The 26303-nt window shown below is 69.6% G+C and carries 22 protein-coding genes; 16 read left to right on the top strand and 6 right to left on the bottom strand.

Annotation, left to right across the window (positions count from 1 at the left end):
- The first annotated feature begins 54 nt into the window (after positions 1-54).
- The 4 genes from SM116_RS03435 (at position 55) to SM116_RS03450 (ending at position 3898) form a co-directional block, all read left to right on the top strand.
- Positions 55-1413 carry a sensor histidine kinase gene (locus SM116_RS03435; RefSeq protein WP_320943067.1) on the top strand — a complete coding sequence of 453 codons (1359 nt, stop codon included), beginning with the start codon at positions 55-57 and terminating at the stop codon, positions 1411-1413.
- Complete coding sequence (locus SM116_RS03440; protein WP_320943068.1) at positions 1401-2078, top strand: response regulator transcription factor; 678 nt, start codon at positions 1401-1403, stop codon at positions 2076-2078. Before SM116_RS03435 ends, SM116_RS03440 begins: the two co-directional genes overlap by 13 nt.
- Complete coding sequence (locus tag SM116_RS03445; RefSeq protein ID WP_320943069.1) at positions 2075-2920, top strand: hypothetical protein; 846 nt, start codon at positions 2075-2077, stop codon at positions 2918-2920. The genes SM116_RS03440 and SM116_RS03445 overlap by 4 nt, the downstream gene beginning before the upstream one ends.
- Before the next feature lie 102 nt (positions 2921-3022).
- Positions 3023-3898, top strand: a complete 876-nt coding sequence (locus SM116_RS03450) for an LLM class flavin-dependent oxidoreductase (RefSeq protein ID WP_320943070.1) — start codon at positions 3023-3025, stop codon at positions 3896-3898.
- A gap of 12 nt (positions 3899-3910) precedes the next feature.
- Here SM116_RS03450 and cofE read toward each other — a convergent pair whose 3' ends face one another.
- Positions 3911-4672, bottom strand: coding sequence for a coenzyme F420-0:L-glutamate ligase (gene cofE, locus SM116_RS03455; protein WP_320943071.1), 762 nt, complete (start codon positions 4670-4672; stop codon positions 3911-3913).
- Between the two features lie 10 nt (positions 4673-4682).
- A complete protein-coding gene (locus SM116_RS03460; RefSeq protein WP_320943072.1) occupies positions 4683-5189 on the bottom strand; it encodes a GNAT family N-acetyltransferase in 507 nt (168 codons plus the stop codon).
- A 196-nt stretch (positions 5190-5385) separates the two neighbouring features.
- On the opposite strand from SM116_RS03460, the gene SM116_RS03465 reads away from it, so the two are divergent.
- Both SM116_RS03465 and SM116_RS03470 read left to right on the top strand, forming a co-directional pair.
- A complete protein-coding gene (locus SM116_RS03465; RefSeq protein WP_320943073.1) occupies positions 5386-5946 on the top strand; it encodes an acyl-CoA thioesterase in 561 nt (186 codons plus the stop codon).
- Between the two features lie 118 nt (positions 5947-6064).
- Positions 6065-6538, top strand: a complete 474-nt coding sequence (locus SM116_RS03470) for a hypothetical protein (RefSeq protein ID WP_320943074.1) — start codon at positions 6065-6067, stop codon at positions 6536-6538.
- Here the strand turns inward: SM116_RS03470 and SM116_RS03475 are convergent, their stop codons facing one another.
- Complete coding sequence (locus SM116_RS03475; RefSeq protein ID WP_320943075.1) at positions 6539-7642, bottom strand: polysaccharide deacetylase family protein; 1104 nt, start codon at positions 7640-7642, stop codon at positions 6539-6541.
- Positions 7643-7683: 41 nt separating this feature from the next.
- Positions 7684-8595, bottom strand: a complete 912-nt coding sequence (locus SM116_RS03480) for a LysR family transcriptional regulator (protein WP_320943076.1) — start codon at positions 8593-8595, stop codon at positions 7684-7686.
- Positions 8596-8717: 122 nt separating this feature from the next.
- Between SM116_RS03480 and SM116_RS03485 the strand changes: the two genes are divergently transcribed.
- Together SM116_RS03485 and SM116_RS03490 are read left to right on the top strand one after the other, a co-directional pair.
- Positions 8718-12401 (top strand): proline dehydrogenase family protein, encoded by a 3684-nt coding sequence (locus SM116_RS03485; protein ID WP_320943077.1) that lies wholly within the window; start codon positions 8718-8720, stop codon positions 12399-12401.
- Between the two features lie 322 nt (positions 12402-12723).
- Positions 12724-14247, top strand: coding sequence for an alpha/beta hydrolase (locus tag SM116_RS03490; RefSeq protein WP_320943078.1), 1524 nt, complete (start codon positions 12724-12726; stop codon positions 14245-14247).
- A gap of 71 nt (positions 14248-14318) precedes the next feature.
- Here the strand turns inward: SM116_RS03490 and SM116_RS03495 are convergent, their stop codons facing one another.
- Together SM116_RS03495 and SM116_RS03500 are read right to left on the bottom strand one after the other, a co-directional pair.
- On the bottom strand, positions 14319-15359 hold the full coding sequence (locus tag SM116_RS03495) for a LacI family DNA-binding transcriptional regulator (RefSeq protein ID WP_320943079.1): 1041 nt from the start codon (positions 15357-15359) through the stop codon (positions 14319-14321).
- An 80-nt stretch (positions 15360-15439) separates the two neighbouring features.
- Positions 15440-16480: a LacI family DNA-binding transcriptional regulator gene (locus tag SM116_RS03500; RefSeq protein WP_320943080.1), complete on the bottom strand. Its 1041-nt coding sequence runs from the start codon at positions 16478-16480 to the stop codon at positions 15440-15442.
- Positions 16481-16783: 303 nt separating this feature from the next.
- Here SM116_RS03500 and SM116_RS03505 point away from each other — a divergent pair, with 303 nt between their 5' ends.
- From SM116_RS03505 to rocD, 8 genes are all read left to right on the top strand, one after another.
- Entirely contained in the window at positions 16784-18154 is a 1371-nt protein-coding gene (locus tag SM116_RS03505) for an ABC transporter substrate-binding protein (RefSeq protein WP_320943081.1), read from the top strand.
- Between the two features lie 66 nt (positions 18155-18220).
- Positions 18221-19171: a carbohydrate ABC transporter permease gene (locus SM116_RS03510; RefSeq protein ID WP_320943082.1), complete on the top strand. Its 951-nt coding sequence runs from the start codon at positions 18221-18223 to the stop codon at positions 19169-19171.
- Entirely contained in the window at positions 19168-20055 is an 888-nt protein-coding gene (locus SM116_RS03515) for a carbohydrate ABC transporter permease (RefSeq protein WP_320943083.1), read from the top strand. The genes SM116_RS03510 and SM116_RS03515 overlap by 4 nt, the downstream gene beginning before the upstream one ends.
- A gap of 49 nt (positions 20056-20104) precedes the next feature.
- Positions 20105-21616, top strand: coding sequence for an arabinosylfuranosidase ArfA (arfA, locus tag SM116_RS03520; protein ID WP_320943084.1), 1512 nt, complete (start codon positions 20105-20107; stop codon positions 21614-21616).
- Between the two features lie 46 nt (positions 21617-21662).
- A complete protein-coding gene (locus SM116_RS03525) occupies positions 21663-22910 on the top strand; it encodes a D-arabinono-1,4-lactone oxidase (RefSeq protein WP_320943085.1) in 1248 nt (415 codons plus the stop codon).
- A gap of 115 nt (positions 22911-23025) precedes the next feature.
- Positions 23026-24000 (top strand): NAD(P)-dependent alcohol dehydrogenase, encoded by a 975-nt coding sequence (locus SM116_RS03530; protein WP_320944087.1) that lies wholly within the window; start codon positions 23026-23028, stop codon positions 23998-24000.
- A gap of 154 nt (positions 24001-24154) precedes the next feature.
- Positions 24155-25045, top strand: a complete 891-nt coding sequence (gene ddaH / locus SM116_RS03535; protein WP_320943086.1) for a dimethylargininase — start codon at positions 24155-24157, stop codon at positions 25043-25045.
- A complete protein-coding gene (gene rocD, locus SM116_RS03540; RefSeq protein ID WP_320943087.1) occupies positions 25042-26262 on the top strand; it encodes an ornithine--oxo-acid transaminase in 1221 nt (406 codons plus the stop codon). The genes ddaH and rocD overlap by 4 nt, the downstream gene beginning before the upstream one ends.
- Positions 26263-26303: the final 41 nt, after the last annotated feature.

Consider the following 26303-nt stretch of genomic DNA (forward strand, 5'->3'; position numbering starts at 1 on the left):
AACTGTCCGGATGCCTCAGGGGCGCGGTGGGATGCGCCGTCCTACCTTTGAGGCATGACGACGACTCCTCATCCCGCGGGCCCACTGCCTGCCGCCTCAGGGCGCATGGGCCCGACGGCCTCGGCGCCCGCCCGGTCCCGCATCGCGACGCCCGGGCGCATCGCCGGCTCAGCGCTCCAGCTCGCCGCGATGGGCGCCATCGGCTCCGCCTACTTCGGCATCATGTTCGCCGTGCTCGCGACAGGCATCGGCCTGCTGGTCGTGTTCGGCATCGGCATCCTCCTGCTCATCGCCCTCGAGTACCTGCTGTTCGCACTCGGGTGGGTCGAGGTCGCGCGCGTCGAGGGGCTGTACGGATTCGGGCTGGCGCCGCGCCGGCCCCGCACGAGCGGGCGGCCCGGCTTCACCGGGTTCCTCCGCACGCTGTGGCTGCAATTCATCGACCTCTCGATGTGGCGCGCCGTCGCGAGCGCCGCGATCGCCACCGTGTTCGGTGTCATCGTCCTCGCCCAAGTGCGCAGCATCGCCGCGGGAATCTCGATGCTGTTCCTGCCGTTGACGGCCACATCGGACCAGGTCGGCATCGGCGGCACGGGCATCAGCGTCCCCGTCGCCTGGGCCGTACCCGTCGGCATCGGCCAGATCATCATCGGCGTGGCGATCATCATCGGCCTGGCGTGGCTCGCCGGACTGCTGGCTCGTGTGATCCTCGTGCCGTCGCGCGAGGCGGTGCTCGCCGAGCAGGCCCGCACGTCGCAGGCCCAGCGCGCCGGAGCGGTGCGCGCGGCCGACGTGGAGCGCACCCGCATCGAGCGCGACCTGCACGACGGCGTCCAGCCGCGTCTCGTCTCGGTGGGGATGACTCTCGGGCTCGCGCAGCAGAAGATCGACGACGACCCCGAGGCGGCGAAGGCTCTCATCGCCGAGGCGCACACCTCGACCAAGGCCGCCATCACGGAGCTCCGGCAGCTGGCCCGCGGCATCCACACGTCCGTCCTGACCGATCGCGGACTCGACGCCGCGCTCTCCGCGCTCGCCGCGCGCTCGCCCGTGCCCGTCGTGCTCGACGTGCGGCTCGAGCACCGGTGCAGCCCGGATGTCGAAGCGGCGGTCTATTTCGTGATCGCCGAGGCGCTCACCAACGCCGCCAAGCACTCCCGCGCCGCGCAGTGCCGTGTGCTGGTCCGGCAGCGGGTCGCCGAACCCGCCCCGGGGAAGTCCGCGGCACCGGCCGGAACCGGCATTCTGTGGGCGCGGATCGAGGACGACGGCATCGGCGGCGCGACGATCGTGCCGGGCGGCGGCCTCGACGGTCTCGGCAATCGCGTGCTCGGAGTCGGCGGGACCTTCCGCCTGGAGAGCCCGGTCGGCGGGCCGACGACGGTGGAGGTGAGCATCCCATGCGCGTTCTGATCTGCGAGGACTCCGTCCTGCTCCGCGAGGGGCTCGTGCGCCTGCTCGAGGATGCCGGCCACACCGTGGTCGCCGCCCTCCCCGACGCCTCCGGCGTCGACGAGGCCGCCCGTACGCAGGCGCCCGACCTGTGCATCCTGGATGTCCGCCTCCCTCCCACGCACACCGACGAGGGCATCCGGGCGGCGCTGCGGCTGCGGGCCGAGAACCCCGAGCTGCCTGTGCTGGTCCTCTCGCAGTACGTCGAGGAGCGGTACGCCACGGAGCTCATCGCCGGCCGCGGCGGCGCCCTCGGCTACCTCCTGAAGGACCGGGTGGCCGACGTCGGGGAGTTCCTCGACACGGTCGGGCAGATCGCCGGCGGTGCCACCGTCTTCGATCCCGAGGTGGTCGCGCAGCTGCTCGGGCGGCGCACGCGCGACGAGCGGATGCAGCGGCTCACCGACCGCGAGTCCACGGTGCTGGCGCTGATCGCCGAAGGCAAGTCCAACCAGGCCATCGCCCAGACGCTGCACATCAGCGAGGGCAGCGTCGAGAAGCACATCACGTCGCTGTTCCAGAAGCTCGACCTCGAGCCCGATGAGTCGGGCAACCGCCGCGTCCTCGCGGCGCTCGCGCACATTTCGCACAGCGGCGCGCAGCCGCAGACGGGAGACCTCCGATGAGCACCACCATGACACCGCCGCCTCCGGCACCGGCAGCACCTCCGGCGGGTGGACCGAGCGGCCCCTCCCGGGCGGTCGCGATCGTCGCGATGGTGCTCGGCGCCGTCGTCATCCTCGGCACGGCCGGCACGGCCGCCCTGGGCACCGTCCTGTCCAGCGTCCACCGCACGGACGTCGTGACGGCCTCGGACACCTCGAGCGTGCAGAGCCTCGACGTCCACCTGTCGGCGGGGCGCCTCGAGATCGAGTTCGCCGACGTGCCGAAGCCGCAGATCGAGGCGCAGTCCTCGGCGGCCTCCGGCCCGTGGACGATGCGCGTGGACGGCACGAAGCTCGTCGTCAGCTCGCCTGACAGCCGCTTCGGCTGGCAGGGCCTGTTCGGGCCGTCGGATCAGGCGACGCTGCGCCTGCCGACCTCGATGCAGGGGATGGATGCGTCCCTGACCGTCGCCGCGGGCGATCTGACGGCGACCGGGCAGTTCGGCGCGGTGAACCTCGACCTGCAGGCCGGCTCGGCACGCATCGACGGATCGGCCACAGACCTCGTCGCCAAGACGAGCGCGGGCAAGGGCGACCTGGATCTGTCCGGCGTGGACACCGCCGACCTGACCGTCACCGCCGGCGCCATGACCGCGGTGCTCAGCGGGAGTCAGCCGAGCAGCACGAAGGTGCAGGTGGATGCGGGCGCCCTGACGCTGTCGCTTCCGCAGGGTGAGTACGACGTGACCTCCGACGTCTCGGCCGGTCACTTCGACAACCGGCTCGGGAACCACTCGGGTGCCGGCAGCACGGTCGAGGTGCATGTCTCCGCCGGGCAGGTCACGCTCCAGCCCACGGAGTGAGCACGAGAACGGAGGAGGGGGGTGCCGGGCGGCATCCCCCTCGTCCGTGTCGGGGGTGTCGAGTCCTCGTCCGCGCCGCCGCCACGTGCGAGCATGTTCGCCATGGCACTCGACCGGATCAGTCTCGTCATCCCTCCCGTCGGACCGTGGCGCGAGCAGGTGGGGTGGTATCGGTGGGCGGAGGATGTCGGCTACGACGTCGTCTACACGTACGACCATCTCACCCACGTGACCGCGCCGGGGCAGTGGCTCGGCGAGGCGTTCACGACGTTGACAGCCGCATCGGCGGCGACCGAGCGCATCGGCCTCGGCACGCTCGTGGCGTCCGCTGTCCTGCGTACGCCGGTCGTGCTCGCCCGCGTCGCGATGACCGTGCAGGACATCACCGGCGGACGGCTCGTCCTCGGGCTCGGCATGGGATCGCCGACGTGCGCGCTCGCCGATCACGGGCGACGCGACGAGATCGGCGAGATGTCGGCGCGGTTCGCGGATGTCCTGCACGGCTACCTCGCGGTGCTCGGCGGAGCGACGGACTGGGAGGGGAGGACCATCTCGTTCCACGGCCTCGAGACGACGGCCATGCCCGAGGGCACCCAGGCGCCCGAGCTCATGATCGCCGCCCACGGTCCCCGCGCCCTCGCGCTCGCGGCCGCGCACGCCGACTCGTGGAACACCTACGGCGGTCCGGGCTCCACCGCCCTCGAGGCCGAGGAGTTCTGGTCCCTCCTTCACGCGCAGATGTCGCGCTTCACCGACGAATGCGTGGCTGCGGGGCGCGATCCGCGCTCGGTGCGACGGTCGCTGCTTCTCGGCTTCGGCCGGGTGAGACCCACGACGAGCGTCGACGAATACGTCGCCGCCGCCGAGCGCGCGGCCGAGCTGGGATTCGACGAGCTCGTGGTCTACGGCCCCGAGTCCTCCGCCGGTATGGGGTCGGATCCGGGCGTGCACGAGCGGGCGATCGCGCGCCTGCGCTGACGCATCCGGAGGTCAGTCGCTGACGGATGCCGCGCCCGCGGCGTATCCGTCGGCGTACGCCTCGTCGGCGCCCCGGTGGAACATGTCGCGTTCCGCGGGGCGCACGATCGAGCGCGCCCCGGGCAGGTCGAGCGGGCCGACGAGGTCCGCGCGCCCGCGCACGACCGCCACCGGCAGCCGCGCAGCCTTGCCCTTGACGAGGTCAGTGGCCGCGGCGAGCTCGTCCGCGACGCACGGCAGGGTCACCACGAGCGGGCGGCCCTCGGCATCCGTCGTCCCGCGCAGGTCTTCGAACACGTGGATGCCGGCCGCCCCGATCGCGGAGTCCGTCTGACCCTCGCGCCACGCGCGACCGAGCGTGTCGGAGACGATGACGCCGACCTCGACCCCGAGCCGCAGGCGCAGGCCGGCGGCGATGCGCTGGGCCGATGAATCCGGGTCCTCGGGCAGCAGCAGGACGGTCCCCTCCGGCGTGTTCGAGGCATCCACCCCCGCGGCGGCGGCCACGATGCCGAGACGGTTCTCGACGATGCGGGTCGTGTGGCCCGTGTCGGAGGTGCGGGATGCGACGAGCCGCACCGTCTCGGCCGTGATCGCGTCCTCGCGGTCATCGGCCGTCACGAAACGGCCCTCGGCCTTGGAGACGATCTTGGAAGTGACGACGAGGATGTCGCCGTCGCGCAGCGTGTCGCCCGCGGCATCCGCGATGAGGCCGACGAGGTCGGCGCCGGCGGTGATCTCGGGGATGCCGGGCAGCGTCCAGACCGTCAGCACGCGCGGATGATCAGCGGACGAAGCGGACTTCGGTCAGCGTCTCGCCGAGGAACGGCTCGGTGTGCTGTGCGCCGTCGAGCTGGAAGCCGTTGCGCACGTAGAAGCGGTGTGCGCGAGGGTTGTCGTCGGCGACCCACAGATAGATCCCCTCGCCCTCCTCGACGGCCGCGTCGAACAGCTGCTGGCCGATGCCGGTGCCGTGGTAGGCATCGAGCAGGTAGATGAAGTAGAGCTCGCGGAAGCGCGGCGCGTCCTTGTCGCGAGCGGGGCCGGAGCCCACGAAGCCGACGATCTCGCCGTCGACGAGGGCGGCGCGCATCGTGAACTCGGGACCCTGAGCAGCCCAGTGCGTCCACAGCTCAGCGAGGCGCTTGGGCGACACGGCCTCGAGCGCGGCCTTGCTGATCAGGTGGTCGTATGTCTCGTGCCAGCACGTCGCGTGCACGCGGCCGAGGGCTTCCGCATCCACGTCACGGACCGGACGGACAACAACCTCGGTGTGCATCTCGGTAGCCATGCGCGAGACTCTACGCGGGTCCCGCGCTGACCGGAAATCGAAGGAACGCCAGGTGAACGGGGGTTGACAAGCGGATGCCGCAGCCCTCCGCGAGTCCCTGATTCGCTCGGCCGACGACGCACCGGCGAGACATCGTGCTGTAGGCATTCCACAATCGAATCCCTGGATCAATCGAGGAAGGCTACGATCGCCCCTCGTGAACGTGATCTGGCGAACGCTCCTCGTGCACCTCGCGGCCCGACGTCGACTGCGTCGCGGGCAGGCGCTCGAGCCGTCCGAGGTGAGCCGCATCCGGCTGACCACGCTGCCGACGGACATCGACATCCTGCGGCACATGAACAACGGCCGCTACCTGTCGCTCTTCGATCTGGGCCGCTGGGATCTGCTCGTTCGGACGGGGATCTGGGATGCGATGAACTCGCACGGGTGGTACGCGGTGGTGTCGTCGGAGACCATCACGTTCCGCAAGTCGCTGCAGCTGTGGCAGCGGTTCGTCATCGAATCGCGCATGCTCGGTCACGACGACCGCGCGGTCTACATGGAGCATCGTGCGGTGGTGGCCGGCGAGGTGTACGCGCGTGCCATCGTGCGGGCCCGCCTGCTCAAGAAGTCCGGTGGCACGCTGTCGCACGATGAGCTGTTCGCCGCGGTCGGGCGTCCGGAGGGTGTGCCGGACGTCGAGCCGTGGGTGCACGAATGGGCCGCCGCATCCGCCCTGCCCTCCACGCGCCGTCCGGCGCCCAGCGTGTGGCACTGAGCGACGGGTAGCGCACCGCTCCGCCTCGGTCAAGCCCGTAGGCGAAGGCCACTTCTTCGGGTTTCGTGGACCGTCGAGCGCCGGTGTCCCGATCGGCGCGTAATGGAAGGAGTGCGCCGTGAATCCGAGCACCCTCATCTGGATCGTCGTCGGCATCATCGTCGTCCTGGTGATCGCCGGCGTCGTCATCGCTCTTGTCGCGACTGCCCGTGGGCGCCGTGAGCACCACCTGGAGGTCCAGCACAACAAGGCCGAGGAGATGCGCAACGACGCCCGGGAGACCGCGATCAGGGCGCAGCAGCACGAGGCCGAAGCTGCTCGAGCTCGCGCCGATGCCGCTGCCGCGGCCGCGGCAGCGGAGGACGCCAAAGCGCGCGCGGCCCAGGCATCCGTCGACGCCCAGCGTCGCTCCGGAGTCATCGACGACCACCGGACCGAAGCCGAGAAGCTCCGCACGCAGGAGGCTGAGACGCGCCGCAAGGCGGACGAGACCGACCCCTACGTCGGCCAGGACACGCGAGCCGCGCAGCGGGCGCAGAACGAGCGCACGCCGGTGCCGAACAATCCGCCGCCGGATCTGCGGTCGAGCTGATCAGCCGACGATGTCGACGAACTGCTGCTGGCTCATGCCGTAGCTGACGCGCATCCGCGGCAGTTCGAGCTTGGCCGCCCCCGCATGCACGTATCCGTGCTCCGTGGTGACGGCCAGCTCGAACCCCGCCTCGCGCAGGCCCTCCTCGGCGGTGGCGTCGAAATGCCCGAACGGATAGGCGAGGACCGCGCGCGCGCCGCCGAGGATCTGCACGGAGGTGTTCAGGTCGGCGACGATCTGCGGCACCGTGAAGTTCACCATCTTGCCCTTGCCGTTGGCGCCGGCGGAGTGCATGTCGTTCGTGTGCGAGCGCTGGAGCACATAGACCGACGGCGACGGGGCCTGCCGGTATCTCGTGATGACGAAGGACGTGGTCAGCACCTTGTACTTCGTCACGATCGGAACGCCCATCGTCTCCCAGGTCGGGTCGGCGTCGTCGTCGGTGACGATGACCGAGCGATGCGGCAGGTACAGCTTTCCGTCGATGAAGGCGTTCAACTCATCCCACGTCGGGAAGTAGAACCTCTTCTGGGACAGATACGCGATGTTCTCCTGGAATGCCCCGATGTAGTCGTAGTTCGCCTTCAGCGGCCCGCTCTGACCGGCCGGGTTCTGGGTGAACTGGTGGTACATCAGGATCGGCACGCCGACCTTCTCCGCGGCGACGGCGGCCGACGTCATCCATCCCCCGTACAGGGTCTGCGACCCCGACGGGCAGGCGACGACCTGTCCGCCGTTGACCCGGTCGAGCTGATCGATGGATGCTGCGCCCGCCGCCGTGCGGTACCACCCCGCGAAGACCTCTCCGCTGCGCTGGGGGATGGGCAGCCGGTCGTAGAGGGTGCCGATGAGCTGCTGCCCGGGCGCGACGCGGATGTCCGGGCCCACGTAGTGCAGGGTGCACTGGCCGGGCGCGGCGATCCTCCCCGACGTGGCGCGCGGGACGTGCGCGATCGGCGCGGCGCTCACGTGCGTGGCCGCAGGCGATGTGCGCCCCGCGGCGGCCGACACACCGGTCACGATCAGCGTGCCGACCACCAGGCAGGCGGCGCCGACGATCATCCAGGCGAGGGGGCGGGCAGGGCGTCGCGAAGAGGAGGGCATCGGGCATGCTCCGGAGGCGCGAAGAGACGGGTCGAGCGATGCTACGTCGGCTGAGTGAACGACGGCTGTGAGCGCCGGGCGCCGAAAGCGTCGCGCAGCGCGTCGCGCGTGGCCGCGACCGCGGGCTGGGCCGTCGCCGATGCGCGCGTGGCGGTGAAGATCTCACGCGTCGGGTGCCCGGGCAGATCGACGAGCCGGACGTTCGCCCGCTGATCGGTCCACAAGAGGTCCGGCAGGAGCCCGACCGCGTGGCCCGTTGCGATGAGCCGCGCGTGCGCGGTGAGGTCGGCGATCTCGAACCGGACGTCGGGCTCGAAACCGGCGGCGCGGCACTGCTGCACGGCCCATTGGCGGGCTGCGGTGCCCTCGGGCTCCATGACCCAAGCGCGCCCGGAGAGCTCCGCGAGGGAACGGGAGTCGTCGTCGGGCGGTGTCGCGAGACGGATGGCGTCACCCCCGATCGTCTCGCGGGTGAGGCCGCCCACCCGCTCGCGGGTGTGGCCGGGGTACTGCTCGGCGACGACGAGGTCGACCCCGCGCGCGACGAGCTCGAACAGCCCCTCCTCGGGCGGCAGCTCGGCGACCTCGACGCGCAGGCGCGGGCTGCGCTCGGCGAGGAGGTCGAGGGCGGCGGGAAGGATGTCGTGCGCCGCGGTCTGGAACGCGGCGACGCGCACGCGGCCCGAGCCGGGTTCGAGAGCAGCGAGCTCGCCGCGCACCCGTTCCTCGAGTTCCAGCGCCCGCGCCGCATGCGCTGCGAGGGCCGCGCCGTACTCGGTGAGCCGGACGCGGCGACCGTCCGGTTCGAGCAGCGGGACGCCGGCATCCTTCTCCAGTTGGGCCAGCTGCTGGGAGACCGTCGACGGGCTGTACGACAGGGCCTCGGCGACGGCGGCGAGCGTGCCGCGCAGTGCGAGCTCGTGCAGCAGCCGAAGGCGGCGCAGCTCGAACAATGCAGTGGGAACCCTTCAGAGTCTTCGATCAGTACCCATCGTAGACGGTCGCTTTTGTCGATGGGTCGCACGAGGCAAGCTGGAAGCATCCCCTCTGCCCTCTTGCAGCGAAGCAGGTCCTCATGTCAGTCCCCACGACGCCGTCCCCCCGGATCGGCGCGGATCTCTCCGACCGCGCGGTCGCCCTCGCCGAGCGCTGGGTGCGCGAGGCCGCCGCCGCGGACGTCGACCCCTCCGCCGAGCGCCTCGCCGGCGTGCTGCGCGATGAGAACGGTCTGCCGTTCACGATCGGATTCGTCGACGGCGTGATGCGACCGGAGAGCCTGTCGGCCGCGGCATCCCACCTGCATCGCGTCGCGCCGCTCGTGCCGGAGTTCCTGCCCTGGTATCTCCGGGCCGCCGTCCGCGCCGGCGGAGCCGTCGCACCGGTGCTGCCCACCCCGACCGTGCCGATCGCCCGCCGTGTGCTGCGCGAGATGGTCGGGCACCTCATCGTCGACGCCCGCCCCGACAAGCTCGGCGCGGCGCTCGAGAAGATCCGTGCGGGCGGACACCGGCTGAACCTCAACCTCCTGGGCGAGGCCGTGCTGGGCGAGACCGAGGCGCTGCGCCGGCTCGACGGCATCCACGAGCTGATCCGCCGCCCCGACGTCGACTACGTGTCCGTCAAGGTCTCGGCCGTCGTCAGCCACATCTCGATGTGGGCGTTCGACGAGGTCGTCGACAAGGTGGTCGAGCGGCTCACACCTCTGTATCTGACCGCCGCGCAGGACGCCACGTTCATCAACCTCGACATGGAGGAGTACCGCGACCTCGATCTGACCATCGCGGTGTTCACCCGCATCCTCTCCGACCCGCGCCTGAAGACGCTCGAGGCGGGGATCGTGCTGCAGGCCTACCTGCCCGATGCGCTCCCGGCGCTCGAGCGCCTCACGGCGTGGGCGCAGCAGCGCGTCGCCGACGGGGGTGCGCCGATCAAGATCCGGCTCGTGAAGGGCGCGAACCTCGCGATGGAGCGGGTGGATGCGGTCATGCACGGGTGGCCGCTTGCGACCTACGGCTCCAAGCTCGACTCCGACGCGAACTACATCCGGTGCCTCGACGTGGCGCTGCAGCGCGAGCGGGTGGATGCCGTGCGCATCGGCGTCGCGGGCCACAACCTGTTCGACGTCGCCTATGCGTGGCTGCTCGCCGGCGAGCGCGGCGTACGGGACCGGGTGGAGTTCGAGATGCTGCTCGGCATGGCCCAGGGCCAGGTCGAGGCGGTGACGCGCGAGGTCGGCGAGGTGCTCCTCTATGTGCCCGTCGTGCGCCCCGACGAGTTCGACGTCGCCATCAGCTATCTCGTCCGCCGGCTGGAGGAGAACGCCTCCGACGAGAACTTCCTCTCCGCCGCGTTCCACCTGGCCGACGAGCCGACGCTGTTCGAGCGCGAGCGCGACCGCTTCCTCGCATCGCTCGAGCGCTCCGTGGACGCGGCACTCCCGACCGGGGCGAACCGCCGGCAGGACCGCGCGGCCGAGCCCGCGCCCCCCGGTCGCGTGCGGCTCCGCACTGCCGCGCGCGGCGACGACGACGCGCTGACCGAGGCCGTCCTGGGCATCGCTCGCGGCGACGCGCGGAACGAGGAGCCCCGCGACACGCAGCCCCTCGCGCCGAGCGCCGAGTCGCAGCGGTTCGGCAACGACGACTACGTCGAGACCGCCGTCTACGCCGCCCGGGAATCGGGCGCTGCGGCTGAGGGCGCTCCGGGCTTCCGGAACACGCCCGACTCCGATCCCGCACTGCCCGCGAACCGCGCATGGGCGCGCGACATCGTGACGCGCATCGAGTCGTCGACACGGGGGGATGCGACGCTCGCCGACGCGCGCGTCACCGACGAGGGCACGCTCGAGCGGATCGTCGCGGGCGTGCGCGGGGCCGCGGCATCCTGGGGTTCGCTGCCCGCCGCCGAGCGCTCGACTGTGCTGCTCGCGGCCGCGCGCGCCCTCGAGGCGCGACGCGGGGAGCTCATCGAGGTCGCCGCGTCCGAGACCGGCAAGGTGTTCGCCGAGGCCGACGTCGAGGTCAGCGAGGCCGTCGACTTCGCGAACTACTACGCGGCCACGGCCCGTGAGCTGGACAGCGTGAGCGGCGCGGTCTTCGTGCCCGCGCGGCTCACGGTCGTGACCCCGCCGTGGAACTTCCCGGTCGCGATCCCCGCGGGCGGTGTCATCGCCGCGCTCGCGGCAGGGTCGGGCGTGGTGTTCAAGCCGGCGCCGCAGGCCCGGCGCTGTGCAGCGGTCATCGCCGAGGCGCTGTGGGAGGCCGGCGTGCCTCGCGACGTGCTCGCCCTCGTGGACATCGAAGAGGGGGCGCTCGGCAGGCAGCTGGTCGCGCACCCGGACGTCGATCGCGTCATCCTCACCGGGTCGTACGAGACGGCCGCCCTCTTCCGCTCGTGGCGGCCGGAGCTGCCCCTGCTGGCGGAGACGAGCGGCAAGAACGCCATGATCGTCATGCCCACGGCCGACCTCGACCTCGCCGCATCCGATCTCGTCAAGAGTGCGTTCGGGCACGCCGGGCAGAAGTGCTCCGCCGCCTCGCTCGCGATCCTGGTCGGTCCGGTCGGGCGGTCCAAGCGCTTCGCGCGACAGCTCGTGGATGCCGCGACCTCCCTGCGGGTCGGGCCGCCGTCCGACCCGCTCGCCGAGGTCGGTCCGGTCATCGAGGTGCCGCAGGGCAAGCTCGACTGGGCGCTCACGACCCTCGACGACGGCGAGGACTGGCTGCTCCAGCCGCGGCGGGTGGACGCCGGGCCCGAGCTGGAGGGGCGGCTGTGGTCCCCCGGAATCCGCGTCGGCGTGCGCGCGGGATCGCGCTTCCACACAGAGGAGTTCTTCGGGCCGGTGCTCGGCGTCATGCACGCGCCGACGCTCAGCGCGGCGATCGAGCTGCAGAACGCCGTCGCCTACGGCCTGACGGCGGGGCTCTACACGCAGAGCCCCGACGACCTTCGCCTGTGGCTCGAGAAGGTGCAGGCCGGCAACCTCTACGTCAACCGCGGGATCACCGGCGCGATCGTACAGCGCCAGCCGTTCGGCGGCTGGAAGAGGTCGTCCGTCGGCGCGGGCGCGAAGGCCGGCGGACCCAACTACCTCGTGGGGCTCGGGTCGTGGCGCGCGTCCTCAGGCGGAGGCTCGTCGACCCTGCACCTGCGCGGACTCGATTCGCGGATCGCGACGCTCATGGAGGCGGCCCAACCGGCGCTGGACTACCCCGCGTTCGACTGGCTGCGGCGCGCCGCGCTGTCGGACGCCGTCGCCTGGGACCGCGAGTTCGGGCGAGTGCGGGATGTCTCGAAGCTCGGCATCGAGCGCAACCTGTTCCGGTACCGCCCGGTCGAGGTCTCGGTGCGCGCCGCCCCGGCCGCGTCGCTGCAGGAGGTTCTCCGTGTCGCCATCGCGGGCGTGCGGGCGGGCGGGTCGTTCACGCTCTCGCTCGCCACGGGTCTGCCCGCAGGCGTCGGCCGGATCCTCTCGGACGCCGGGGTCGCGGTGCACGTCGAGTCCGACGACGAATGGATCGCCCGGGTCTCGGCATCCAGTGCGCCCCGCGCCCGGCTCGTCGGTTCGCGGGATGCCGTCGCCGACCTGCATCGCCACCTCGCGCAGGCCACGGGCGGAAGCCCCGACCTCGCGGTCTACGACAACGAGGTGACGACGTCCGGCCGGCTCGAGCTGCTGCCCTTCGTGCACGAGCAGTCGGTGACGATCACCGCCCACCGCTTCGGCAACCCGGACACGTGGTCGGAGGCTGTGATCTGACCGACTCGGGTGGCCCTGCCACCATCCGGCCATCCCGGGGGCGTGGGGGACCACACCCGATCCTCTCCGCGAGGAATCCGTCCTTCGTCCGGGATGAGTCGATTTCCGCCGCATACGATATACAACGTCGTAAATCGTCCTTTCCATCGTCGCGAACAGGCGCGCCTGCGCCGTCCCCCTTCGTAGTCTTTGCGGGCAAGAATTGAGTACTACGTTGTAATTGATCCTTTACAACGTAGTAAATGTGTCGGTAGCCTGACCGCGCGGGCGGCATCCGGCGCTCGCTGCTATTCAAGGAGGAACAGTGATGACAGTTTTGGAATTGAGTAGAGAGACCTCCGGGGGGACGACCCGCAGCCCACGCGCTCGGGCTCGCGGCCGGGCATCGAAGATCGTCGGGTCGCTCGTGCTGGCGTCGGCGATGGTGGTCGGACTGTCGGTGTCCGCGCAGGCGGACGACGTGAACCTCACGCCGGGGCCGACGATCATCAAGGATCCGACGTCTCCGACGGGCTACACGGGCCACTTCGTGTACTACAACCCGACGGCGACGAGTGTGCGGTTCGACGCGGACATCCTGCTGCGCAACTGGGCGGACACGACCGACCCCACGGTGTACCAGCCGCAGCAGTACAAGCCCGGGCTGATGCGCGGCGGCGGGGCGTACGACGTCCAGATGACGAATGCGGGCAACGGCTACTGGGTCACCGATGTGCCGCTGGCTGCGGGCGCCAACCAGTATTGGTTCTACGTCGACAACGACACGAGCAACTGGATCACCGACCCGGCGAATTCGCCGATCTATGCGCCCGACGGCCTGACCGGCTCTGCGCGCCGCGCGTTCAACAAGGTGTTCGTCCCCTATGACGCCGCCAAGCAGAACTACGCACCGCTGGCTGCGCGCCAGATCGAGAACGTCCGTGCGGACTCGGCCAAGGGCACCTGGAGCTACGTGCCGGTGCAGATCGGCACGACCACCCGCACGATCGGCGTCTACCTGCCTCCGGGATACGACCCCAACCGCGCCACGCCGTACAAGACGATCTACATGCAGCACGGCAGCGGCCAGGACCAGTCCGACTGGATGAACATGGGCGACGTCCCGGTCATCATGGACAACCTGCTGCAGGACGGCCTCACTCAGCCGGCGGTCGTGGTCACCACCAACACCAACTATCTGGGCAGCGCATCGCAGGGCTACCCGAACCTCCGCAACATCATCCTTCCGTTCGTCGAGAGCCATTACAACGTGTCGACCAACGCGATGGACCGTGCCTTCGCCGGCTTGTCCGCGGGCGCGGGGGTGACCTCCAACCTCGTCAACTTCGATGCCACGAAGTTCGGGTATTACGGCGTCTTCAGTGGCGGCGTCGGCGTGCGCAACACCACGACGAATGTCAACGTGCCGTACATCCTGTTCGGTGGCGGCAAATGGGACTTCGGACTCCCTAACCCCGCGCAGGTCGCGGCATTGACGAACACCTTCTCGGAGAACGTGGTCGTCGCGGGTGCGCACGACTTCAACACGTGGGATCAGATGTTCACGACGTTCGCGCGCGACTACCTGTGGCATCCCGAGGCCTTCCTCGGCGACAAGATCGACGCGATCAAGGCCGGCGTGGCCGGGACGAGCCTGAACAGCGGCAACCTCAACGCCCTGACGGTCAAGCTCGATCAGGCCTACAAGCTGATCCCGAAGGACCCGAGCGGCACCATCGAGGTGCTCAACGGGTTCATCGCCCAGGTCGACAACCTGCGAGCCGCGGGCAAGCTGACCGACGACCAGGCGACGAGCCTCGGATCGTCGGCGCAGAGGATCGTGGACAACCTCACGGCACGCCTCTGATCAGTAGCGGAGAGGGGCTGTCGGCGGCGTCTTGCCGCCGGCAGCCCCTCGATGCGCTGCGGGGGTGCGAGTCAGCTCGGGCCCTCCACCTGGTCGGGGAACCCGGTCGACTCCCGACGGACGACGCGGAAGGCCGGGCGCACCGTGCGAGGCGGAATGCGCTCGCCCTTCTCGTTGATGCGCTCCAGGAGCATGTCGACGGCGAGTCGGGCGATCTCCAACCGGCCCGGGTCGACGGTCGACATCGACGGCACGGAGAACTGCGATTCCTCGACGTTGTCGAATCCGATGACGGCGACGTCATCGGGAACGTGGACCCCGGCTTCACCCAGAGCACGAAGCACACCCAGGCCGAGTGTGTCATTGAGCGCGAAGACCGCGTCGAACTCCACGCCGTCCGAGAGCAGAGCCCTCGTTGCCGTGGCGCCGGCCTGACGCGTCCACTTGTCCGCGCGACGCACCAGCTGCGGATCGAACGGGATGCCGGCCCGCTCGAGCGCCCGCCGGTACCCCTGAAGCCGGAGGTTCGCCGAGCTTGCCGCCTCCGGTCGCTCGCTGGTCGCGCCGACCGCGGCGATCCGTCGGCGGCCGATGCCGAGGAGGTGCTCGACGGCGGCCTCGGCGGACGAGGTGTTGTGCATCGTCACGTGATCGGTCGGGCCGTCGAAGATGCGCTCGCCGAGGAGCACAAGCGGGAAGTCGACGTCGAGCAGGTGGGCGTCGTCCTGGCCGAGACTGACCGGACTGAAGAGCAGGCCGTCGATGAAGCGCAGACGACCCCCGGTGATCGCCTGGATCTCCGTCTCGCGGAGCTCGTTGGTCTGATCGACGACGACGCCGAGCCCCCGCTCCTGGGCGGCCTGGATCACGGCGTCGGCGAGTTCGGCGAAGTAGTTCTCCCGCAGCTTCGGCACCGTCAGGCCGATGACGCCGGTGCGGCCGGATCGCAGCCCGCGCGCGGACAGGTTGGGACGGTAGTCGAGCTCCGCGATGGCCGCCTGGACCTTCGCCCTCGTCAGGGGGCGGACGTGCGGGTAGTCGTTGATGACGTTGGACACCGTCTTGATCGACACGCCGGCGACCCGGGCGACGTCGTGCAGGGTGGATCCCATCGACGCTCCCTCCGCGCGGCCATGCTGCTGACAGATTAGCGAAGTTTCCAACGCTGGAATCCGCGTCGCGCACCCCGAGATCACTCTCTGAGCGGACCGATGGCGTCGGATGGCAGGGATGGCTCCCTGAAGCCCGTCGACTCGCGTGCGACGATCCGGTAGTCGGCGAGGAACTGTCGCGGCGGCTGCACGTCGCCCTTCTCCTTGATGCGGGCGACCATGACGTCGACGGCCACCTTCGCGATCTGCTCGCGCCCGGGCTCGACGCTCGACAAGGACGGCACCGAGAACCTGTCTTCGTCGATGTTGTCGAAGCCGAGCACCGCCACGTCGTCGGGCACGTGCACGCCGGCTTCGCCGAGTGCCCGCAGCGCACCGAGTCCCAGTGTGTCGTTGAGCGTGAACGCCGCGTCGAAGTCCGGCCGCTCCTCGAGGAGCCTCCGCATCGCCGCGGCCCCGTTCTCCCGATGCCAGGGAGCTGCGGGCCGGATCAGTGCGGGATCGTACGGCAGGCCCGCCGCCGCGAGCGCGGCGCGATACCCCCGCAGGCGCAGACTCGCCGAACCCGTCGCATCCGTGCTGTGCGGGTCGGCGCCGATGACCGCGATCCGGCGTCGCCCGATCCCGATCAGGTGCTCGGTGCCGGCGCGAGCGGACTCCACATTGTGCATCGTGATGTGGTCGGTCGGCCCGCCGAAGATCCGCTCGCCGAGCAGGACGAGCGGGAAGGCGACCCGGAGCAGGGGGATGTCCTCCGGTCCCAGGCGCTCGGGACTGAAGATGATCCCGTCGGTCCGTCTCAGCCGGGTGCCGGAGAGCACGGCCATCTCGCCCCTCCGGGTCGGACCCGTCTGGTCGATGAGCACGTCCAGGTCGTATTCGCCTGCTGCCCGGATGATCGAGTCCGCCAGCTCCGCGAAGTAGTTCTGCCGCAGCTCGGGGATCGCGAGTCCGATCACGCCGGTCTTGCCCGACCGCAGGCCCCGGGCCGAAAGGTTCGGGTGGTAGTCGAGGTCGGCGATCGCCTGCAGCACCCGTTCGCGCGTCGACGCGCGGACGTACGGGTAGTCGTTGACGACGTTCGACACGGTCTTGATGGAGACGCCGGCGGCTCGAGCCACGTCATGCAGGGTCGACCCCAATTTCCGACTCCTTTCGGTCCCGACCGGGGCGCCGCCGGGCGTCAGCCGGTGGTGCTGCGATCGCGTCGTGGCCGATCTGCACCGGCTGCGATCAATCGGCGGAAACCGCTTGACACCGATGCTCGCAGTAGTCATAGTCGTACTACAACGTTGGAAATGCAACGTTGTAGATCGCAATCCGGCATCGGCTCGAGAACGGACGCGAGGCCGATGGCGGCCGTGCGCTCTCGCCGCATTGCGGTGCACCGACAACGAGGTCCAGCATCCGAAAGGAATCGATCAGTGAAGAGGAACAGAGTCATCGCCCTCATGACGAGCGTGGTGGTGGCGGGTGTGCTCGCCGGTTGCTCCGGAGGTGGCGGCGGCGCGAGCACAGGAAGCGCGAACGCCAACGGCAATTCGTCCAACTGCACGAACAAGATCGTGAAGAAGGACGCTCCGGTCGTCACGCTGTGGGCGTGGTACCCGAACACCGAGAAGGTCGTCGACAACTTCAACAACGCGCACAGCGACGTCCAGGTCTGCTGGACGAACGCCGGTGCGGGTGGCGCTGAGTACGACAAGTTCCAGACAGCCGTCAGCGCCGGCACCGGTGCCCCTGATGTGGTCATGCTCGAGGCGGACCGCATCCCGACCTTCCAGGTCCAGGGCGCGCTCGTCGACCTCAAGAAGCTCGGCTACGAGGACGTCAAGAGCAACTTCAGCGACGGCGCCTGGAAGGACGTCTCGGTCGGCGACGGCGTGTACGGCGCCCCGATCGACGGCGGCCCGATGGGCATGATCTACCGCAAGGACATCTTCGACAAGTACGGCATCACGACGCCGCCCAAGACCTGGGACGAGTACGCGGCGGATGCGCAGAAGGTCAAGGATGCGGGCGGCCCGCTGTTCGGCGACTTCCCGGCCAACCAGCCTGCCTACGTCACGGCGCTGCTGTACAACAACGGCGCGAATCCCTTCACCTACAACACCGCCAACAAGGGCACCATCGGCATCAAGCTGAACGACGACAAGTCGAAGCAGGTGCTCGACTACTGGGCCGGGCTCGTGTCGAAGGGTCTGGTCGGAAAGCAGGACCAGTTCACCCCGGAGTACATCTCGGGCGTGATCGGCGGCAAGTACGCGACGTATCTCTCCGCGGCCTGGGCGCCCGGCTATCTGCAGGGTGCCGGTGTGGGCAAGGGTGCGGACGCGAACGTCTGGGCGACGGCTCCGCTGCCGCAGTGGGACCCGAGCAACCCCATCTCGGTGAACTGGGGCGGATCGGCGTTCTCGGTCACGAAGCAGGCCAAGGACCCGAAGCTCGCGGCGAAGGTCGCCTTCGGGGTCTACGCCGACGATGCCTCGCTGAAGGACGGATGGCAGAACCAGATCATCTTCCCGCTCAACGTCCACGTGCTGAAGGACCCGAACTTCATCAACGCCGAAGTGAAGTTCTTCAACGGGCAGCAGGCGAACAAGGAGGTCTACGTCCCGGCGGCCAACGCCTACAAGGGCATGACCTACACGCCGATCGGGCAGTACTACTACTCCGCGTTCACGAAGCAGATCGCCGCGATCAACGACGGTTCGAAGACGGGGTCTCAGGCGGCGGATGCGCTGCAGGCCGACGTCGTGAAGTACGCGAAGGAGCAAGGGTTCACCGTCAAGTGACCTGACGCGGAGGGTCGGCTCGCGACGGGCCGGCCCTTCGCCATCCCTTCTCGACCCGGAGGAATCATGACCACAGCAACCACCAGCCGCGTCAAGGCCGGTGAAGACACCGTCAGACCACGAGGACACCGCCGCTCCACGAGCAGCCGCCGGAACGCCATCGGATGGCTTTTCGTCGGCCCGTTCGGACTGATCTTCCTCGCGCTCCTGGTGCTCCCGATCGGCTATGCGCTCTACCTCAGCCTGTTCCAGAAATCGCTCATCGGCGGAACGAGATTCGTCGGCTTCGGCAACTACGCCAAGGCGTTCACCGATCCGTCGTTCCTCAGCGGCGTCTCGTTCGTGATCAGCTTCTCGCTGGTCCTCATCCCGCTCCAGATGGCCGTGTCGCTCGCCATCGCGCTCATGCTCGACATCGTCGTCAGCCGATTCGCGCGCTTCTCGCGGCTCATGATCTTCCTGCCGTACGCGATCCCCACGGTCATCGGCGCCCTCATGTGGGGTTTCCTGTACAGCGAGAACTTCGGACCCCTCGCGGACATCTTCGGCGCGTTCGGCATGCCCGCGCCGGACTTCCTGAGCTCGAGTCTGATCTTCTACGGCCTGCTCAATGTCGTCACGTGGCAGTGGGCGGGCTACTACATGATCATCCTGTACGCCGCGCTTCAGGGGATCGATCCGACGTTGTACGAGGCGGCGCGCATCGACGGCGCGTCGCAGTGGCAGATCATCTTCCGCATCAAGATCCCGCTGGTCGCACCGGCGCTGGTGCTGATCCTCGTCTTCGCGCTCATCGGAACGCTCCAGTTCTTCAATGAACCGAAGATCCTGCAGCCACTGGCCGCGGGCGCCATTCCGAACGACTTCACACCGAACATGTACGCCTACCAGCAGGCGTTCTCGCTGGCGAACTACAACTACGGCTCGGCGATCTCGTTCGCCCTCGGAGCCGTCGTCTTCGTCTGCGTCTACATCTTCATGTTCGCCACCCGCAAGAGAGGGAACATCCTGTCATGAGCGCCACGGACATCGAGCGCCGGCGCACTCTTCGGACGCCGGGGGGCGTGCCGATGCAGATCGTGCTCGGCATCCTGGTCATCTACTTCCTGATCCCCTTCTGGTGGGTGATCGTGAACAGCTCCAAGAGCACGGCCGAGTTGTTCGGCGGAGGACCCGCCCTGTGGTTCGGCTCGGACATCGACTACATCGGCAACTTCGTCGCGCTCTTCACGTACGGCGGCGGGATCTACGGACGCTGGCTGCTGAACTCCGCCCTGTACGCGATCGTCGGCGGCCTCGGCGCCACCGCGCTCTCCGTGCTCGCGGGCTACGGCTTCGCCAAGTACCGCTTCCGCGGTCGTCAGGCGTCGTTCGCGATCCTGCTCGGGGCCGTCATGGTCCCCGCGACCGCCTTGGTCATCCCGACCTTCATGCTGTTCTCGCTGGCGGGTCTGACCAACACGGTCTGGGCGGTGATCATCCCCAGCCTGCTGAACCCGTTCGGGGTCTACCTGATGGCGGTCTATGCGCGCGAGGCGGTCCCAGACGAGCTGCTGGATGCGGCACGGGTCGACGGGGCGGGCGAGTTCCGGGCCTTCTTCCAGGTGGCGTTGCCGCTGCTGCGGCCGGCGATGGTCACCGTGCTGCTGCTGTCGGTGGTCGCCTGCTGGAACAACTACTTCCTTCCGCTCGCGATGCTCTCGGACAACCGGCTCTTCCCGGTCACGGTCGGAATCGGCCTGTGGCAGTCCACGGCATCCACCTACGGCGCCGCCGGCGGACAGAGCCTGTGGAGCATCATCATCCTGGGTTCGCTCGTGTCGGTGATCCCGCTGATCGTCGCGTTCCTGACCCTGCAGCGCTACTGGCGAGGAGGGCTTGCCATCGGCAGCCTGAAGTAGCCCGACCCGCCCGCCATCCGCCACACACCCATTCACACCTTGAGGAAACGTGACTACTGCGCACCTGACGATCGACCCGCATTTCGTCGTAGGCCCCATCAACCGCCGCCTGTTCGGCTCGTTCGTCGAGCACCTCGGACGCTGCGTCTACGACGGGATCTACGAGCCGGACCACCCGGACGCGGATGAGCACGGCTTCCGCAACGACGTGGCCGAGCTGGTCAGAGAGCTGGGCGTCACCACGATCCGGTACCCGGGCGGCAACTTCGTGTCGGGCTATCGCTGGGAGGACGGAGTAGGCCCCGTGGACCAGCGGCCGCGGCGGCTCGATCTCGCCTGGCACTCGACCGAGACCAACGAGGTGGGGCTGGACGAGTTCGCGCGATGGCTGCGCAAGGTCGACGGCGAACTGATGTACGCGGTCAACCTCGGCACGCGCGGCGTTCAGGAGGCGCTCGACGTCCTCGAGTATGCGAATCACCGCTCCGGCACCGAGCTGTCCGATCGCCGGATCGCCAACGGCACGGCCGAACCCTACGACATCCGGATGTGGTGTCTCGGGAACGAGATGGACGGCCCCTGGCAGCTGGGTCACGGCACTCCCGAGGAGTACGGGCAGCTCGCCGTGAAGACCGCGCGGGCGATGCGCCAGGTGGATCCGACGCTGGAACTCGTCGTGTGCGGCAGCTCGGGCGCGGGCATGCCGCTGTTCGGCACGTGGGAGCGCATCGTGCTCGAGGAGACGTACGACGAGGTCGACTACATCTCCTGCCACGCGTACTACGAACCCGTCGGCGGCGACTACGAGAGCTTCCTCGCATCCGCCGTCGACATGGACCGGTTCATCGATTCGGTCGTCGCGACGGCCGACCACGTCAAGGCCGTGCGGGGCAGCAAGAAGACGATCAACATCTCCTTCGACGAGTGGAACGTCTGGTACCAGTCCCGGTACGCCGAGGTCGACCGCATCACGGATGTGAACGACTGGCCCGTCGCCCCCCGGCTGCTCGAGGACGCCTACTCCGTCGTCGACGCCGTGGTCTTCGGGAACCTGCTGATCTCTCTCATCCGGCACGCCGACCGCGTCACGGCGGCGAGCCTCGCCCAGCTCGTCAACGTGATCGCGCCGATCATGACCGAACCCGGGGGAGGCGCCTGGCGGCAGACGACCTTCTTCCCGTTCGCCGTGACCTCTCGCCTCGCGCGCGGCTGCACGCTCGAGCTGAAGCTCGACTGCCCGACCTACCGGACCGAGCGATACGGCGAGGTCCCGGTCGTGGACGCCGTGGCGACGCACGACCCGACCACGGGAGACACCGCGGTGTTCCTCGTGAACAGGAGTCTCACCGACGTCGTGGACATCTCGATCGACACCAGCATCCTGGGCGATGTCTCGGTCGAGTCGATCGTGAGTCTCCACGACGACGACATCCACGCGGCGAACACGCGCGACCAGTCGGAGCGTGTCGGTCTGAAACCCAACGACAGTGCCCGCTTCGTCGACAGCGAACTGCACATCTCCCTGCCGCCCGTGTCGTGGACGGCACTGCAGCTGCGATGAGCATCGTCGTCTCGTCGAGGGCCGCACGAACCGGGATGATGGCAGCATGAGCGCACAGACGAACTGGGCTGGAACCCACACCTACGCAGGACGCATCGAGACTCCGCGGAGCATCGAGGAGATCCAGCGGATCGTCGGCTCGGCGCAGCGCGTGCGAGCCCTCGGCACCCGCCACTCGTTCAACGATATCGCGGACAGCGAGCTGCTCGTGTCGCTGGAGGACATGCCGGCCGACATCGAGGTGGACGAGGATGCGTCGACCGCCCGCGTCGCCGCACAGCTGCCGTTCGCGCTGGTCGCCGCCGCGGTCGACGAGCGCGGCCTGGCCCTGCACAACCTGGGATCGCTGCCGCACATCTCGGTCGGCGGTGCGACGGCCACGGCGACGCACGGATCGGGGCTGCACAACGGCAACCTGTCGACCGCGGTCGTCGGACTCGAGTTCGTGACGGCGGATGCCGGCATCCTTCGCATCGATCGCCGCGACGAGCGGTTCGCGGGCGCGGTGGTGCACCTCGGCGCGCTCGGCGTCGTGACCCATCTCACGCTCGGCCTCGAACCTCGCTACGACGTGCGGCAGGACGTGTACCTCGGCGTCCCGTGGGAGGAGGTGCTCGGCGACCCCGTCGGCGTGTTCGGTGCGGCGTACAGCGTCAGCGTCTTCACGCACTGGGCGGGGGACCGAACGGACCAGGTCTGGCTCAAGGCGCGCCTGGACGACGGCGACCTCCCCGTCGCCGACGTGTGGCGCGGCGGGACGCGCTCGGTGGGACCGATCGGGCCGGTCGGGCCGGTCGACGAGGACGACAACACGACCGTTCAGGGAGTGCGCGGTTCGTGGCACGCGCGCCTGCCGCACTTCCGCTTCGACACGCAGCCGTCCGCGCAGGGGGACGAGATCCAGACCGAGTACTTCGTCGGGCTGGAGGACGCCGCATCCGCTCTGTCCGCGTTGCGGGAGCTCGCGGATCGCATCGATCCGCTGCTGATCATCACCGAGCTGCGGACGGTCGCCGCCGACGACCTGTGGCTCAGCACGGCGTACGAGCGGAACAGTCTGGCCATCCACTTCACGTGGCACAGCAGGCCAGCCGAGGTCACCGCGATCCTCCCCGAGATCGAGGCCGCACTCGCGCCGTTCGCGCCGCGGCCGCACTGGGGCAAATGGTTCGCGGAGGCGCACGCCAATGCGCGCTACCCGCGCTTCGACGACGCCGTCGAGCTCATGACCGAGCTCGATCCGACGGGTGTGTTCCGCAACCCGTACACGGAGCGGGTGCTCGGGCTCGGCTGACGAGTGCGGGCACGACGGCATTCGTCGTCCCCGCGCCCTCGTGCTCCTTGGTGCTCTGCCCTCGGGGTCGGACTCGACGATGTCTTCCCGTACTCGGAGGAATGACGTGGAACAGATGGATGCCTGGACCCAGACCCGCTACGGCGGCGTCGACGAGGTGCGCCTGAGCCGCATCGACGTGCCGCAGCCGAAGACCGGGGAGGTGCTGCTGCGCATCCGGGCGACCGGCCTGAACGCCGCGGACCGCCACCTGATGACGGGCGAGCCGTTGCTCCTGCGGGCCGCCTTCGGGTGGAGGCGCCCCCGACAGCCGGTGCGCGGAATCGACGTCGCCGGCAGCGTTCTCGCGCTCGGGCCCGACGTGCCCGATGTCTCGGTCGGCGACGAGGTCGTCGGAGAGCTGGCCTTCGGCGGCGGGCTCGCGGAGTATGCGGTGATCGCCGCGGAGCGACTCGTGCCGCGACCCGCTGCGGTAGGCCCCGCCCTCGCGGCGGCACTGCCGATCGCCGGCGGCACCGCCTGGCAGGCGCTCGACCGCGCCCGCGTCGCATCCGGCCATCGGGTGCTCGTGGTGGGCGCTTCCGGAGGGGTGGGCACGTTCGCGGTCCAGCTCGCGGTGCTCCGCGGTGCGGAGGTGCACGCCGTGTGCTCCGAGCGCAACCGCGCCCTCGTCGGCTCGATCGGCGCGCGGACGACGTACGACCGCGCCGCGACGCCGCTCGACGCGCTGCCGGCGGGAACCTTCGACGCCGTGCTCGACCTCGCCGGCGACAGCCCCCTGCGCACCCTCCGGCGGCTCGTCCGCGACGGGGGATCGGCGGTGCTCATCGCGGGCGAGGGAGGGCGTCTGGTGGGCCCGATCCCGCGCATCGCCCGCGCATCCCTCCTGTCTGTACGCTCGAGGCGGCCGCTGCATCCGCTCTCCGCCAAGGCCAGACCGGACATCCTCCGCGAGCTGCTGTCCCTGGTGGCGGGTGGCCGGCTGACGCCGGTCATCGAGCGGACCTGGCCCCTCGTCGAGGCCGGCGAGGCTCTGGCGCACCTCGCCGCCGGCCACACCGTCGGCAAGGTGGTCGTCACGCGGGAGTGAGGCGGCGGGTCGGCGGGGATCGGCACGGCGCGTGAGACAATGGATGCGGCGTGCCCGGGTCGCCCCCTTCCCCGCTGTCGCTGCGAGCACAGCGCGTCGAAGGGCCGCCGGGCCTGTGGACAGCGTCCGCCGATCCGCCTGTCAAGGAGCGAGAATGACGCAGACCCCCACGACCTCGAAGGCCACCGCATCCGACCAGTCCACGACCGGTCGCATCCAGCAGCACCGCCGCTACCTGATGTGCCGTCCGGAATACTTCACGGTGAGCTACGAGATCAACCCGTGGATGCACAAGGCCGACCCGACGGACACCTCGAAGGCCGTGCGGCAGTGGCAGTCGCTCTACGACACCTACCTCGAGCTGGGCCACGAGATCGAGCTGATCGACCCGATCCCGAACCTGCCCGACATGGTCTACACGGCCAACGGCGGCTTCATCATCGACGGCACGGCGCTCGGGGTGAAGTTCAGCGTCGACGAGCGTCGCGGCGAGGAGCGGCCGTTCATGGACCGCTTCGCCGAGCTCGGCTTCGAGGTCGTCGAGCCGGTCGCCGCCCAGGAGGGCGAGGGCGACATCCTCCTCGCCGGCGACACGATCCTGGCCGGCTGCGGCTTCCGCTCGTCCATCGAGAGCCACCGGGAGATCTCCGAGGTCTTCGGCCGCGAGGTCGTCTCGCTCAAGCTCATCGACCCCCGGTTCTACCACCTCGACACCGCGATCTCGGTGCTCGACCCGGTGGAGGGGCCTGGCGGGGTCGAGAAGGCCAACATCGCGTACCTCGAGCACGCGTTCGACGAGCCGTCACAGCGGATCCTGGCCGAGCGGTTCCCGGACGCGATCCGCGTGGCTGACGAGGACGGCGCCGTGTTCGGCCTGAACTCGGCGAGCGACGGCTTGAACGTCATCATCTCGCCGCGCGCCCACGGCTTCGAGGCGCAGCTGCGCGAGCGCGGCTACAACCCCGTGCTCGTCGATCTGTCCGAGCTGCTGCTCGGCGGCGGGGGCATCAAGTGCTGCACGCTCGAGCTGCGGGGTGCGCGGTGACGAACATCGACGTGTCAGCGGACTCCGCCGCACTCATCGCGGCAGAGAGCGAGCACGTCGCGCACAACTACCACCCGCTGCCCGTCGTGATCGCGGAGGCCGAAGGCTCGTGGGTCACCGATGTCGAGGGCAAGCGGTACCTCGACCTGCTCTCGGCGTACTCGGCGCTGAACTTCGGGCACCGGCATCCCGCCCTCGTCGCGGCCGCGACGAGGCAGCTCGGACGCCTGACCCTGACGAGCCGCGCCTTCCACAACGACCAGCTCGGCGCCTTCGCGGCCGCGCTCGCCGAGCTCTGCGGCAAAGACCTCGTCCTCCCGATGAACACGGGCGCCGAGGCCGTCGAGACCGGCATCAAGGTCGCGCGCGCGTGGGCGTATCGCGTCAAGCGCGTGCCGGTGGATGCCGCGACCGTCGTCGTCGCGAGCGGCAACTTCCATGGGCGCACGACGACGATCGTCGGCTTCAGCGACGACCCGTCGGCGCGAGAGGGGTTCGGACCGTTCGCGCCCGGCTTCGTCTCGGTGGAGTACGGGGATGCCGCGGCCATCGAGGCCGCGATCACCGAGCACACCGCGGCGGTGCTCATCGAGCCGATCCAGGGCGAGGCCGGCGTCGTCATCCCGCCCGCCGGCTACCTCGCCGCCGTGCGGGACATATGCACCCGGCGGAACGTACTGTTCATCGCCGATGAGATCCAGTCCGGCCTCGGACGGGTCGGCGAAACGTTCGCGTGCGATCGCGAGGGTGTCGTGCCCGACATCTACCTGCTCGGCAAGGCGCTGGGAGGCGGCATCCTCCCCCTCTCCGCCGTCGTCGCGGATCGCGACGTGCTCGGCGTGATCCAGCCCGGCGAGCACGGATCCACCTTCGGCGGCAACCCGCTCGCGGCGGCGGTGGGCCTGCGGGTCGTCGAGCTGCTCGCCACCGGCGAGTTCCAGCAGCGCGCCCGCGCGCTCGGCGCGCATCTGCAGGAGCTGCTCGAGGGCCTCGTCGGGCACGGTGTCACGCAGGTGCGGATCGCCGGCCTGTGGGCCGGCATCGACATCGATCCCGCGGTCGGCACAGGACGAGAGATCTCCGAGCGGATGCTCGCGCGGGGAGTGCTCGTCAAGGACACGCATGGGCAGACGATCCGCATCGCGCCGCCGCTCGTCATCCGCGGAACCGAGCTCGATTGGGCCGTCGAGCAGCTGCGAGTCGCCCTGGGGACCTAGGTCCCCACTTGGCCTCCACACGGGCACCCCGGGCAAACGCC

This window comes from Microbacterium rhizosphaerae, assembly GCF_034120055.1.
GTDB lineage: Bacteria > Actinomycetota > Actinomycetes > Actinomycetales > Microbacteriaceae > Microbacterium > Microbacterium rhizosphaerae.

Bases quoted from the DNA above. Each gene is read 5' to 3' on its own strand.
- SM116_RS03435 (WP_320943067.1), top strand. From the start codon at position 55: ATGACGACGACTCCTCATCCCGCGGGCCCACTGCCTGCCGCCTCAGGG.
- SM116_RS03440 (WP_320943068.1), top strand. From the start codon at position 1,401: ATGCGCGTTCTGATCTGCGAGGACTCCGTCCTGCTCCGCGAGGGGCTC.
- SM116_RS03445 (WP_320943069.1), top strand. From the start codon at position 2,075: ATGAGCACCACCATGACACCGCCGCCTCCGGCACCGGCAGCACCTCCG.
- SM116_RS03450 (WP_320943070.1), top strand. From the start codon at position 3,023: ATGGCACTCGACCGGATCAGTCTCGTCATCCCTCCCGTCGGACCGTGG.
- SM116_RS03460 (WP_320943072.1), bottom strand. From the start codon at position 5,189: ATGGCTACCGAGATGCACACCGAGGTTGTTGTCCGTCCGGTCCGTGAC.
- SM116_RS03475 (WP_320943075.1), bottom strand. From the start codon at position 7,642: ATGCCCTCCTCTTCGCGACGCCCTGCCCGCCCCCTCGCCTGGATGATC.
- SM116_RS03485 (WP_320943077.1), top strand. From the start codon at position 8,718: ATGTCAGTCCCCACGACGCCGTCCCCCCGGATCGGCGCGGATCTCTCC.
- SM116_RS03495 (WP_320943079.1), bottom strand. From the start codon at position 15,359: ATGGGATCCACCCTGCACGACGTCGCCCGGGTCGCCGGCGTGTCGATC.
- SM116_RS03510 (WP_320943082.1), top strand. From the start codon at position 18,221: ATGACCACAGCAACCACCAGCCGCGTCAAGGCCGGTGAAGACACCGTC.
- SM116_RS03515 (WP_320943083.1), top strand. From the start codon at position 19,168: ATGAGCGCCACGGACATCGAGCGCCGGCGCACTCTTCGGACGCCGGGG.
- SM116_RS03525 (WP_320943085.1), top strand. From the start codon at position 21,663: ATGAGCGCACAGACGAACTGGGCTGGAACCCACACCTACGCAGGACGC.
- SM116_RS03530 (WP_320944087.1), top strand. From the start codon at position 23,026: ATGGATGCCTGGACCCAGACCCGCTACGGCGGCGTCGACGAGGTGCGC.
- ddaH (WP_320943086.1), top strand. From the start codon at position 24,155: ATGACGCAGACCCCCACGACCTCGAAGGCCACCGCATCCGACCAGTCC.